11 protein-coding genes and 1 pseudogene are annotated in these 12,232 nt (G+C 45.7%); 5 read left to right on the top strand and 7 right to left on the bottom strand.

Annotated features, from left to right (window positions below):
- Positions 1-220: 220 nt before the first annotated feature.
- The 6 genes and pseudogenes from PYW33_RS04275 to radA form a co-directional block, all read right to left on the bottom strand.
- A complete protein-coding gene (locus PYW33_RS04275; RefSeq protein ID WP_004645730.1) occupies positions 221-745 on the bottom strand; it encodes a tetratricopeptide repeat protein in 525 nt (174 codons plus the stop codon).
- A gap of 98 nt (positions 746-843) precedes the next feature.
- Positions 844-1,182, bottom strand: a complete 339-nt coding sequence (locus PYW33_RS04280) for a DUF3325 domain-containing protein (protein ID WP_004645729.1) — start codon at positions 1,180-1,182, stop codon at positions 844-846.
- A pseudogene (locus PYW33_RS04285) lies at positions 1,179-2,833 on the bottom strand (PepSY-associated TM helix domain-containing protein). The gene PYW33_RS04280 and the pseudogene PYW33_RS04285 overlap by 4 nt, the downstream one beginning before the upstream one ends.
- A 1-nt stretch (position 2,834) precedes the next feature.
- Positions 2,835-3,191 carry a hypothetical protein gene (locus PYW33_RS04290; protein WP_016807069.1) on the bottom strand — a complete coding sequence of 119 codons (357 nt, stop codon included), beginning with the start codon at positions 3,189-3,191 and terminating at the stop codon, positions 2,835-2,837.
- Positions 3,192-3,414: 223 nt separating this feature from the next.
- Positions 3,415-4,419, bottom strand: a complete 1,005-nt coding sequence (locus tag PYW33_RS04295) for a Tim44 domain-containing protein (RefSeq protein ID WP_004645723.1) — start codon at positions 4,417-4,419, stop codon at positions 3,415-3,417.
- A 118-nt stretch (positions 4,420-4,537) separates the two neighbouring features.
- Entirely contained in the window at positions 4,538-5,929 is a 1,392-nt protein-coding gene (gene radA / locus PYW33_RS04300) for a DNA repair protein RadA (protein ID WP_004645722.1), read from the bottom strand.
- A gap of 174 nt (positions 5,930-6,103) precedes the next feature.
- Here radA and PYW33_RS04305 point away from each other — a divergent pair, with 174 nt between their 5' ends.
- The gene (locus PYW33_RS04305) at positions 6,104-6,508 is read left to right on the top strand and encodes a hypothetical protein (protein ID WP_004645721.1); all 405 of its coding nucleotides are present in this window, start codon (positions 6,104-6,106) and stop codon (positions 6,506-6,508) included.
- 95 nt (positions 6,509-6,603) lie between these two features.
- Here PYW33_RS04305 and PYW33_RS04310 read toward each other — a convergent pair whose 3' ends face one another.
- On the bottom strand, positions 6,604-7,950 hold the full coding sequence (locus PYW33_RS04310; RefSeq protein WP_004645720.1) for an alanine/glycine:cation symporter family protein: 1,347 nt from the start codon (positions 7,948-7,950) through the stop codon (positions 6,604-6,606).
- Between the two features lie 319 nt (positions 7,951-8,269).
- On the opposite strand from PYW33_RS04310, the gene PYW33_RS04315 reads away from it, so the two are divergent.
- The 4 genes from PYW33_RS04315 (at position 8,270) to dapF (ending at position 12,166) form a co-directional block, all read left to right on the top strand.
- On the top strand, positions 8,270-9,673 hold the full coding sequence (locus tag PYW33_RS04315) for an amino acid permease (protein WP_004645719.1): 1,404 nt from the start codon (positions 8,270-8,272) through the stop codon (positions 9,671-9,673).
- A gap of 132 nt (positions 9,674-9,805) precedes the next feature.
- Entirely contained in the window at positions 9,806-10,039 is a 234-nt protein-coding gene (lptM, locus tag PYW33_RS04320; RefSeq protein ID WP_004645718.1) for an LPS translocon maturation chaperone LptM, read from the top strand.
- 24 nt (positions 10,040-10,063) lie between these two features.
- Complete coding sequence (gene lysA, locus PYW33_RS04325) at positions 10,064-11,308, top strand: diaminopimelate decarboxylase (protein WP_004645717.1); 1,245 nt, start codon at positions 10,064-10,066, stop codon at positions 11,306-11,308.
- Between the two features lie 12 nt (positions 11,309-11,320).
- The gene (gene dapF, locus PYW33_RS04330) at positions 11,321-12,166 is read left to right on the top strand and encodes a diaminopimelate epimerase (RefSeq protein WP_004645716.1); all 846 of its coding nucleotides are present in this window, start codon (positions 11,321-11,323) and stop codon (positions 12,164-12,166) included.
- The last annotated feature ends 66 nt before the right edge of the window (positions 12,167-12,232 follow it).

Below are 12,232 nucleotides of genomic sequence, written 5' to 3' on the forward strand. Positions count from 1 at the left end.
TTAAAGTGATAGCCAAGTTGAAAAAAGATAATATTAATTGTTTTCTAAGTTTTGAGTTTTTAGTTGATCAAAAGCCTGTCAGCCTGTAGGCATTAAAATCGAATATTTTCTATTTATTCTTTTTTTGATTCTCCCGCCTCACAGGGGAATAAGCACGATATTTAATTTTATCGTCATGATTATGCGTTTAAAAAAGCCCATCATCTGACGGGCTTTTTATTTATTCTATTTCCTGTTCAATCTTATCTGCTTTTTGTGTCCAGTAATCTGCCTGTATGTCATCAGCGACAACACCTAAACCGTTCCCATAAATAAAAGCAAGATCGCGCATGGCCTGAACTTCACCCCATTCCGCAGCCTGTTTGACTAAAGAAATCGATTTCTCTACATCTTTTTCAATCACATCACCACGACGGTAGAAACCGGCCAGCTCTAAAGTCGCAGCAGGGTGCTTCTCGATATTGGCCTTACTTAACCAGTAATAGGCTAACTCAAAGTGAGCTTTAGATTCTTCCGGATCTTCTTCTGCCAGTTCTTTGGCATAAACAGTATAACCTTCACCTAACCAGTACATTGCATCAACCAGTCCGCCGTTGGCAGCTTTCAATGCCCATTCTTCAGCCAGGATGATGTCATCATCATGCTCGCTTTGCATATACAGTTCAGCCAATTCAAATTGCGCTTCAGCATTGCCTGCTAAGGCAAGATTGGTCAGGGCAGCAGAGAGAGAAACACGCTGGGTCATATCAACATCTCAAAAATATTATGCGTAGACTAATGCTTTAAACTAGAAAAGCCAATCCGAAGATCAGCTTTTCAAATGAGGATGGGTAAAATAGAACTTTAGATTAAACAAATGATGCCTGAAATCACGGCAATCACCGCACAGATTGATACAATCATTTTAATTTTACTTTCCAGATAACTCAGGCTTAAAGCTACGACCAAGGCCGCAAAAGTCAAACTGCCGAGCCAATAACTGATCATGTTGCTGATCGTTCCAGCGAACAGGCACAGAATCAGGGCGAGTATGAGCAATACCCAACCGAGAATAGTCGCAAGTTGTGTTTTTGCAGGGTTGAGTTCTGTGTCAAAAATCTGTTTTTGATGTTTGGACATCGACGTTGCAAGCGCAAAGAAACCCAGTGAAGTTAAAGCCCAAATCAGTAAGAAAAACATCATGACTGATTCTCCTTGAGAGCAACCTTGGCTTTTTTAGGCGACAAGCCTTTATGGTTTTTCACTTTTTTAAATGAAAACCAGAACAAGATCGCAAGCACCCACATCGCTAGATCAAAAGAAGCAATGACCCATTGACCATGCATAATGGTGTTCCAGATCGCCTGACCGCCGGTCAGAAAATTGACGATTGGGAGCAAGGCAAATGTCCCAGTTGCAAGCATGAGAAGCTCTAGCCAAGCTTGTCGATGACTGCGAATCATGGCATACAGTAAAGTCAGTAACCAGACAATAAAGAAGCTACGTATTTCCCAGTTCAGACGCATGTCCATGTCTGCCGGAATAAAACGGTTGGCATAGAAATAGGCAGCACAGGCAATAGGTAAACCAAGAATGGCAGCGATATTGGTGACTTCCACAAGACGATATCCAAACGATTTATAACCTTGCTTCTGTTGCTGCGGTGCACGTTTAACACACCATAGAATCAAGCCGGTGGCAATCATCAAGGTGCCGACTACGCTAGACAGAAACAATAACCAGCGTAAAGCCAGATCTACGCCCCGTGCTTCATGCAGTGCGGTGAACACGTTATAGATACCATTTGCGACTGAAGGCATTTTCAGTGTGGTTTGATCCGGCTCTAAATCACCAGTCACACCATTGAAAGCAAGGCTCAGATAAATATTGCGATAAGCTACGCTGACTCCGTTTAAGGCACGAAGCTCAATTTCTGCTTTTACGGTATTTGGCTGGATAATAGTTATCATACCCACCGGATTATTTTTCCATTCTTTTTCGGCTGTTGCCAAGATCGGAGCTAGATCGGTTAACGGTGCAGGAGGTGCAGCTTGCATTTCATCACGAGAGCGGCGACCTTCACTGCGTGCAGACATTTCACCGCGCTCGCCACGATTTTCTCTCTCAGCTTGCGGTCGACGTTCTTTGCTCTCACTATGGCTTTCACGGGATTCAGCCTGAATACTGTTGTCTTGAACCAAACTCTTACGTTGATCCTGAAGGTAATCATGATGTGAAAGGGCAGGGCAAATACCGCAGTAGCATTGTGTGCATCCAACCATGAACGCTGACCTTTGCCGGGACGGAAAGTAAAAAAATCCTTGAAAATTTTCTTATGGGTAATGACACCGCTGATGATTGCCACCAGCATGAGCAGGGTCGCAACGCCGACCATCCAGCGCGCCCAGATTCTTGGCAAACCATACAATTCAAAGTGGAAACGGTATAAGAATGGACCACCGCGTGTTTCACGCGCTTGCAAAACTTCGTCGGTGGCGCTGTCAATCGTCACGCGGGTACCGCCACGACGGGCACGCGGATCTTCGCCGGCACTACGAATAGTCAGGGTGGTAGTATTTTGGCGTGAGTTAGGAAGCTGGATTGCCCAGCTGCCAGCATCCGGATGGTGCTGTTGCAGATAAGCCAGTGCCACACGGGTTTGTTCGATTTGAGTCTTTGGTGGAACTGATTGATGAAATTCCGGTTTCATCCAGACGGTAATTTCGTTCTGGAAAAAGCTTAAGGTTCCGGTCAAGAAAATCGCATATAAAAGCCAGCCTAAAATCAGACTGGCCCAGGTATGCAACCACGACATCGACTGGCGTGGACCTTCGGGTTTTGCATCTACTCTCATCTCAATTTCCTAAAAGCTTATAGGCGATATAGAGTAAAACACCGGGAATCGCGATCCCGAGCGTAGCTTTGAGCGTCTTATTCACCATAAATACCCAGATAAATGCAGCAGCATTCAAGCTAAAGCCAATCAGGGTGGCGGACATGGCTGCACTGCTTCCACTGTCGATAAAAAGCTGGGCAATCACGATCGTTGCCAGTGTAGCCAGTAGATAACCGCCAGCACCCGCCAGAATAAAGCGATATAAAATCATCCCACGATAAGCCAGCATACTTGCTTTGACTTTATTTTTGCTTGATGGTTTCGGTGCAGTAACTGTTCCAGTCGCTATGGCTTGCATATTCGGACTATTCATCATCGAAAATTCTATTTACAAACTTATGAAGTAATTAATGATAATGATAACAATTATTGTTTAGATTTTAAATATGGGTTGTTGAACTATTTATATGAAAAATAAGTAAAACTGGAAGTTAGGTTAAAAAAGAGAGGGGGAAGGGAATTAAAAAAGATCAAAATGTAAGGCTTGAAAATAAAAACAGCGGCTCGAAGGCCGCTGTCTAAACTTCATTTATTCACGATTAGTCTTGCTGAATACCTGCAACCACCCAGTCCTGATTTGAACCTGCTGGTTTGGTGAAATGCCAGATTTCTGCGAACGGTTGCGGCAAGCTGTTTAAGTCTTCGCTTACCGTACCTGTAAAGCGTACGCTGACAATATACTGGCCATTGTCAGTCGATGAGTCGACGACCATCGCATTCAGATTTGAAAACTCGGCAACATCCTGATCCTGATTGCTCATGATGTCGTTATATATTGACTGATAAAGTTCAGGAGTCAAATAACGCTGAATTTCAGAAATGTTGCTTGCTGTATTCATGGACTGAATATGGTTAAAACGCTGACGCGCTACACGCAAGAATGCTGCAGGTTCAGTACCATCCGGTAACTGGCTGCCACTTTGGGTATAAGCTGCACCAAAAGGCGCGTTATTTACCGGAGCAGAACCGAACGGAGCATTGTTGCTTGACGTTTGACCACCCACATTCTGACCAAAAATATTGGTACTGTCACCACCGCGAGGTGCAGTCGGTGCCTGACCAAAAGGTGCTGTATTACCAGCACCGCTATTTGGTGCGTATGGGTTAGAAGCTACTTTTTTTTTTGCGCCCATCTTACGGAAAATGAAGAAGGCAACAGCAGCAGCAAGAAGGATCCAGATCCAGCCTGGAATACCACCTTTTTCCTCTTCGGCTTGAGCAGCCTGAGCTTCAGATGCTGCTACACTTTGATCATCCGCCAAGGCATTGGCAGCAACTGCACCAATCGCAGCACCGGCTACACCCGCGGCAACCATGCCGCCGACACCCGGACCGGATTTTTGCTGGGTTGCAGCACCGGCAACTGGCGCTTGTTGAGCAGGCGCAGCTTGACGAGGTTGTTGATAAGATTGAGTAGGTTGTGCAGAACGTTGCATGCCGTGACTTTTACCGCCACCGGCACGTTTTGCTTCAGCTGCAAAAGGCGCAACCAATAAAACTGCTGTCAAGATACCTGTGATCAAACCGCGCTGTCGAACTTCCATTCATTTTTCCTATGAGAATAAAACCTGTTTGTACAGTCTATTTATATAGGCTTTGTGTGGAATTTCAATCAAAAATCTGTATTTTTTTGCTCTTTGTACGAAATGAGCCGGTTTACAGTTAATTGAGTTCATCACTCAGCGCCATTGCCTCGCTCAAGGCTTCATGTAAACGCGCAACTGCAATAATTTGCACGCCCTCGATGGGTTTTTGCGGTGCATTGCCGCGAGGGACAATAATGTATTTAAAACCATGTTTAATCGCTTCTTTCAGCCGTTCCTGACCGTTCGGCACAGGGCGAATCTCTCCAGACAGTCCGACTTCCCCAAAAACCGCCAGCTGTTGCGGTAAGGCTTTGCCACGAATGCTGGAAGCGCAGGCCAGCAGTACAGCTAAATCTGACCCAGTTTCGGTAATTTTAAGGCCACCGACAATATTGACATACACATCCTGTCCTGATGTTTGTACGCCGCCATGCCGATGCATGACTGCAAGGAGCATATTCAAGCGGTTCTGATCCAGGCCGAGCGCTACACGTCTTGGTTGGCCATGTGCATCATCGACCAGTGCCTGAACCTCAACCAGTAGCGGGCGCGTACCTTCGCGGCTGATCATTACAATCGAACCGGGAATCGCTTCATCATAACGGCTTAAAAAGATGGCTGAAGGATTAGATACTTCGCGCAGACCTTTATCGGTCATGCCGAACACACCGAGTTCATTGACTGCACCAAAACGGTTTTTGACCGCTCGGATCATCCGGTAACGTGAATCAGACTGGCCTTCAAAATACAGTACACAGTCGACCATATGTTCCAGTACACGTGGGCCGGCCAGTGCGCCTTCTTTGGTTACATGACCGACCAGAAACAAAGACGTGCCACTATTTTTCGCAAAACGGGTCAACAGGGCCGCTGATTCACGAATCTGTGAGACACCGCCCGGTGCAGATTGCAGGGTTTCGGTATACAGGGTTTGGATCGAGTCCAGAATGGCTACCGCAGGACGTTGCTGGGCCAGTACTTCACAAATACGTTCGACACAGGTTTCTGCCATGACTTTGAGCTGGTCGGTTGGCAGATCCAGACGTTGGGCACGTAAAGCAACCTGAGACAAAGATTCCTCACCGGTCACATACAGGGCCGGATTTTTGGCAGATGCCATGTGCGTGGCTGTTTGTAGCAAGATGGTGGATTTACCAATTCCGGGATCACCGCCGATCAGGACCACCGAACCGGTTACCAGTCCGCCACCCAAAACCCGGTCAAATTCGCTGATACCCGTCGGCAGACGGGTTTCATGAGAGACTGAAACCTGATTTAAAGTCGTGATGCTGGACGCCTGGCCTGCATATCCACCACCGATTTTTGGCTGGGCGCGATGCGTCACTGCCGGTGCAATGGTCACCTCAACCAGGCTGTTCCATTCCCCGCATTCAGAACACTGCCCCGACCATTTTGGATGATCGGCACCACACTGTTCACAACGATACACACTTTTTGCTTTAGCCATATTTGAAGATGTAGCGATTGAAATTGAGTGACAGCATAGCGGTGAATGCTATAGAAAACCAAGCCTTTCACCTGAAAAATCATAGTTTTTACGACAAGGCTTGTCGTTTTTATTTATGCTGATTTGAATGCTATGCGTCAACGCCGTCTATAATGCCCATCTTGTTATGCTGGAATGGAACAGATCTTGTCACAATTGCTGAAACATATTGATGCGATCGCACGTGAAAAAAACCGTGATGTGCTGTTTGTGCATTTTGATCATTATGTACATCCAGATCGGGACGCAAACTCGGTTCGCCAAATGTTAATCGGCTGGCTAGAGCAACAGGGCATTGTCTATATGCCGTGTTTAGGTGTGGATCAAACCGTCCATAGTGAAATCTACCTGGGTGGTCTTTATCTGGATGTACCTTTTGATCTGCATCATAAAACCTATCAAAAATTGAGTGGATATCTGGAAGATGAACAGGGCAATATGAAAATTAAAGGCATTCAGTTTTTTGTTTTATCTTTAGGACTAGCGTTGGAGCTTGAATCTGAGTGGGACAAGCTGGCTTGTAGTGGTTTACGTTGCTAAATTTTCATGATGAAGAATGGAAAAGATGAAGCATAAAAAGCCACGATTGACGTGGCTCTTTACTATTTAAGTTGAGTAGTTAAATAACTTATCAATTAATAAAGTTCACCAGATTTACGTCTTGCAATAAAGTCTTTCGATTCCTTGGCAATCACTCCGGATAAAAGCAATAGTGCAATTAAGTTTGGAACCGCCATGAGCCCATTAAAGGTATCGGCGAAGAGCCAAACCAGATCAAGGGTCGCCACACAGCCAATAAATACCGAAGCGATATAAATAATACGATAGGGCAGCACAAACTTCTCACCGAGCAAATAAGTGGCACATTTCTCGCCATAGTAGCTCCAACCCAAGATGGTGGAATAAGCAAAGAAAATAATCCCGAGGGTCACAATCCAGCCGCCGATCCCAGGCAACAGTTTGTCAAACGCGCTGATGGTCAATACTGCGCCGGTCTGGTCACCGAATGAGTTGCCGGCCATGATATAACCCATCACCAGTACAATACCGGTAATCGAACAGACGATAATCGTATCAATAAACGTACCAGTCATAGAGACCAAACCTTGACGGGCCGGATGATCGGTTTTCGCTGCTGCGGCAGCAATCGGCGCAGAACCCATACCGGCTTCGTTGGAGAATACTCCACGTGCTACACCATAACGAATCGCTGCACCAATCGCACCGCCCACTGCGGCTTCACCGGTAAAGGCATAGCTGAAGATCATTTTTAGTGCCGGCATGACCAGTTCCAGATTATTTAAAATAATAATCAGACCGCCAGCAACATAACCCACTGCCATAATCGGCACGATCACAGAAGAAGTTTTGGAAATCGATTTGATCCCGCCCAAAATCACCAGTGCTGAAAAGGCAGTAATAATAATACCTGTTATCCAGGTCTCAATGCCCATACTGTTCTGTACCGCCAGCGCTACAGTATTGGACTGGACCGAACTGCCGATGCCAAAAGAAGCCAGAGTGCCGAACAAGGCGAAAATCAGCGCCAGCCATTTCCATTTCAGACCCCGCTCGATGTAGTACATCGGACCACCGGACATTTCACCTTTCTCATTTTTAACTCGGTATTTGACTGCCAGAACACCTTCGCCATATTTGGTCGCCATACCAAACAGGGCAGTCATCCACATCCAGAACACGGCGCCCGGACCACCGAGGACACAGGCAGTGGCTACGCCGGCAATATTACCAGTACCAATCGTGGCAGAGAGTGCGGTCATGAGTGAAGCGAATTGGGAAATGTCCCCTGAATGGTCAGGATGCTTGCCAAAGACCTGTTTAAAGGCGAGGGGCAACATGCGGAACTGCCAGAACAATAAACGGAAGGTGAGGAATATCCCGGTACCGACAATCAGTACCAACATATAAGGGCCCCAGACCCAGCCGCTTAAAGTTTCCATTAAACTTTGTAAATTTTGCATAAAATTCTTCTTATTGATCCATGTCTGTGTAGTTCGAGGTATTGATTAAAAAGCAATTGCTATGCCAGATGCATTCATCCTAAATGCATAAATTGGCTGAATAGTGTTTTATTTTTTACACAGTTTTAAAAATTTGACAAGAAATTACTGGAATCTTTCAGGTCAAAAATAAAGCAAAAATGTAACTGGAGAGCGATATAAGAAAAATAAATTAACTTCTTCAATTAATAAGGAAATACAAATGATGCAAATTTTATTTTTGTATTCAGCATTTTTTACGTTAATTTGTCGCGAGTAAAACTCAAAGTTGTAATTAATAATGTCAGAAAAATATAACAATTCGTCGGCAGAGCACGGTGAATTAAAGCGGAGTTTGTCCAATCGGCACCTACAGTTAATTGCCATTGGGGGCGCCATCGGAACCGGCCTGTTTATGGGTTCGGGTAAAACCATCAGTCTCGCAGGTCCTTCGATTCTGGTGATCTATATGATCATCGGTTTTATGGTCTTTCTGGTGATGCGTGCATTGGGTGAGTTGTTGCTCTCCAATTTACAATATAAATCATTTATTGATTTTGCCACGGATCTGATCGGGCCTTGGGCCGGATACTTTGTCGGCTGGACCTACTGGCTGTGCTGGATCACCATCGGGATCGCAGATCTGTCAGCCATTATTTACTATCTGCAATTCTTCAATAATGGCTTGCCCTTTAGCCCTGAAGAAGGCGTCATGATCAGTGTTGCCGCGATTGTGTTTATCATGGGGCTGAATCTGGTCACGGTAAAACTGTTTGGTGAAATGGAATTCTGGTTTGCCCTGGTCAAAATTATCGCCATTGTGGTGCTGATTGCTGTTGGTCTGTGGATGGTGTTTACTGGCTTTACCAATGATGTTGGTACGGTCGCATCCTTTAGTCATATCTGGGAGCATGGCGGTTTGTTCCCGACGGGTGCCATGGGCTTCCTGGCCGGTTTTCAGATTGCAATCTTTGCCTTTGTCGGGGTAGAGCTGGTGGGTACTACCGCGGCTGAAACCAAAGATCCGGAAAAGAACCTACCAAAAGCGGTGAACTCTATTCCGATCCGTATCATTATTTTCTATGTATTGGCACTGCTAATTGTGATGTCAGTGACACCGTGGAACCAGATTGATCCGAATGTATCACCGTTTGTGAACCTGTTCAGTCAGGCTGGCATTGCAGCGGCTGCGATCATCATGAACCTGGTGGTATTGTCCTCGGTGATGTCATCGATGAACAGTGGCGTATTCTCAACCAGTCGTATGCTGTTTGGCCTGTCGCGTGAAGAGCAGGCACCGGTTGCCTTTGGTCGCTTGAACCGTCGCGCAGTGCCTGCCAATGCCTTGTATTTCTCGGCGGTATGTTTGTTGCTGGGAGCAGCACTCCAGTATTTTGTTCCGGATACTGTTCGGGCCTTTACCTTGGCCACGACTTTATCCACGATTCTGTTTATTTGTGTCTGGATCATCATTATCTGGAGCTATATCGTGTATTACAAAACACGTCCAGAACTACATGCAAAGTCAACTTTTAAGTTGCCAGGTGGTTTAGTGACTTGTTGGGTCGTGATTATTTTCTTCCTGAGTATGATTGTGGTCTTGGCGCTGGAAGAGGATACTCGCCAGGCACTGATGATCAGTCCGATCTGGTTTATCCTGCTAATCATTGGCTATTTTGGTTTCTATAAACAGAAACATAAATAAACCTTATCAATAAAAACGTCAGCGATCTGCTGGCGTTTTTTTTTGTCTAAAGATACTCTCTAGCGTTTAACGCTTGGGTCATGCCGAATGATCGCGTTATACTTCATCGAAACTATTACATTAGGTGGTCAGATGCGCCAAGTCATTTGCTACATCAGTATCTTAGCGACAGGTCTTGCTCTTGCAGGTTGTGGACAGTCAGGTGCTTTGCACTTGCCAAATGATCCGAATTACGACAAGCGTGCCAAGTATCTGTTATACAAAAATACTGAAACTGAGCCTAAAGCGTCCGACGAAGAACGCGAGGCACCTGTGCAACAACAGTTTGCTGCACCTACCGATTCAGACGTTAAAACCACACCATAACGCTTTCACAGAAAGGATACCTTCATGAGTTTCACCCGCATTAATGGGGTATTGCACGCTGAGCAATGTTCATTACAACAGCTCGCGGAGCAATTTGGCACACCACTCTATGTTTATTCTAAAGCTACTTTGGAAAAACATTTTTTAGATATGGACCGTGCTTTTAACTTCATCGATCATCAAATCTGTTTTGCGGTAAAGTCCAACTCTAATCTTGCGGTATTGAATGTATTGGCCAAACAGGGTGCCGGTTTTGATATTGTGACTGGTGGAGAATTGGCACGTGTGCTGAAAGCCGGTGGTGAGCCTTCGAAAATCGTATTTTCCGGTCTGGGTAAATCTGAAGCGGATATCAAAAAAGCGCTAGAAGTTGGGATTGCTTGCTTTAACGTCGAATCTTATGCCGAGCTGGATCGTATCCAGAAAGTTGCGGCTGAATTAAATGTCAAAGCGCCGATTTCATTGCGTGTGAATCCGGATGTCGATGCTAAAACCCATCCTTATATTTCAACCGGCTTAAAAGAAAATAAATTCGGTATTCCATCGGATAGCGTGTTCGAAACCTATCAATATGCGGCGTCATTGCCAAATCTGGATGTGGTCGGGATTGACTGCCATATCGGTTCACAGTTGACTGAAACCCAGCCATTTGTCGATGCACTGGATCGTGTCATTGTCATGATTGACCAGTTAAAAGAGCTGGGCATTCACCTCAAACACATTGATATCGGTGGTGGTCTGGGTGTGACCTATAAAGATGAAACCCCGCCGTCGGTTGAAGAATATGCCAATGCGCTGCGTCCAGCTTTAGAAAAACTGGGCTTGAAAGTGTATATGGAACCGGGACGTAGTATTTCTGCCAATGCAGGTGTGCTGCTGACTAAAGTAGATCTGCTCAAGCCAACCAATCACCGTAATTTCGCGATCATTGATGCAGCGATGAATGACCTGATTCGCCCTGCGTTATATGAAGCATGGATGGATATTCAATCTGTTACACCTCGTACCGATGTCGAAATGAAAGAATGGGATGTGGTGGGTGCAATTTGTGAAACTGGTGATTTTCTGGGTAAAGAGCGTGAGCTTGCGATCAAGGAAAATGATGTGCTGGCTGTGCTGGGCGCAGGTGCATACGGTTTTGTGATGAGTTCAAATTATAACAGCCGTGGCCGTGCTGCTGAAGTAATGGTCGATGCTGATCAGGCGCATTTGATTCGTGAACGTGAAACGATTGAATCACTCTGGGAACGTGAGCGTTTATTGCCTTAAGGATAAATCAGGATGTTATTAGAATTTACCAAGATGCATGGTCTGGGCAATGACTTTATGGTGGTTGATCTGATCAGCCAGCGTGCTTATTTAGACACTTTGACCATTCAGCGTTTGGCCAATCGTAACTTTGGCATTGGTTTTGATCAACTCTTGGTGGTTGAGCCACCCGATGTCCCAAGTGCAGACTTTAAATATCGGATTTTTAATGCCGATGGTTCAGAAGTGGAACAATGTGGCAATGGCGTGCGCTGTTTTGCCAAATTTGTACATGATCGTCAGCTCACGACCAAAACCAAAATCAAGGTACAAACCAAATCTGGTATTGTAGAGCCGGAATTGGGTGCGAATGGTTGGGTACGCGTCAATATGGGCTATCCAAAATTTTTGCCTCAGGAAATTCCATTTGTAGCTGATGCGCCGGAGAGCCTGTATGACATCGATCTTGCTGGCGGTGAAAAGCTGACCATTGATGTGGTCAATATGGGGAATCCACATGCGGTGACAATCGTACCGGATGTGATTGCTGCCGATGTCGCACGTATTGGTCCACAAGTTGAATCACATGCGCGCTTCCCGGCACGAGTCAATGCTGGCTTTATGCAGATTATTGATGAAAAACATGCACGTTTACGTGTGTACGAGCGTGGTGTAGGCGAGACCTTAGCTTGTGGTACAGGTGCCTGTGCTGCCGCAATTTCAGGTATGCGTCGTGGTCTGCTGTCGAGTAAAGTCGAAGTTGAACTGGCAGGCGGCAAGCTGCAAATTGAATGGAAAGAAGGTGATGTGGTCTGGATGACCGGACCAACGGCGACCGTATATGAAGGACGTCTGGATTTACGTTATTTCCAGGGTTAAGCTTGGTTCCGCTTGAGAAAAAAGCACTGTCTTCGATGGTGCTTTTTTTATGCTAGGATGGGAAAA

Origin of the sequence: Acinetobacter lwoffii (assembly GCF_029024105.1) — a bacterium.
GTDB lineage: Bacteria > Pseudomonadota > Gammaproteobacteria > Pseudomonadales > Moraxellaceae > Acinetobacter > Acinetobacter lwoffii.

What these genes read in the sequence shown, in the direction of transcription:
- PYW33_RS04275 (WP_004645730.1), bottom strand. Translation starts at nt 745, where the DNA reads ATGACCCAGCGTGTTTCTCTCTCTGCTGCCCTGACCAATCTTGCCTTA.
- PYW33_RS04280 (WP_004645729.1), bottom strand. Translation starts at nt 1,182, where the DNA reads ATGATGTTTTTCTTACTGATTTGGGCTTTAACTTCACTGGGTTTCTTT.
- PYW33_RS04290 (WP_016807069.1), bottom strand. Translation starts at nt 3,191, where the DNA reads ATGATGAATAGTCCGAATATGCAAGCCATAGCGACTGGAACAGTTACT.
- PYW33_RS04295 (WP_004645723.1), bottom strand. Translation starts at nt 4,419, where the DNA reads ATGGAAGTTCGACAGCGCGGTTTGATCACAGGTATCTTGACAGCAGTT.
- radA (WP_004645722.1), bottom strand. Translation starts at nt 5,929, where the DNA reads ATGGCTAAAGCAAAAAGTGTGTATCGTTGTGAACAGTGTGGTGCCGAT.
- PYW33_RS04305 (WP_004645721.1), top strand. Translation starts at nt 6,104, where the DNA reads ATGGAACAGATCTTGTCACAATTGCTGAAACATATTGATGCGATCGCA.
- PYW33_RS04310 (WP_004645720.1), bottom strand. Translation starts at nt 7,950, where the DNA reads ATGCAAAATTTACAAAGTTTAATGGAAACTTTAAGCGGCTGGGTCTGG.
- PYW33_RS04315 (WP_004645719.1), top strand. Translation starts at nt 8,270, where the DNA reads ATGTCAGAAAAATATAACAATTCGTCGGCAGAGCACGGTGAATTAAAG.
- lptM (WP_004645718.1), top strand. Translation starts at nt 9,806, where the DNA reads ATGCGCCAAGTCATTTGCTACATCAGTATCTTAGCGACAGGTCTTGCT.
- lysA (WP_004645717.1), top strand. Translation starts at nt 10,064, where the DNA reads ATGAGTTTCACCCGCATTAATGGGGTATTGCACGCTGAGCAATGTTCA.
- dapF (WP_004645716.1), top strand. Translation starts at nt 11,321, where the DNA reads ATGTTATTAGAATTTACCAAGATGCATGGTCTGGGCAATGACTTTATG.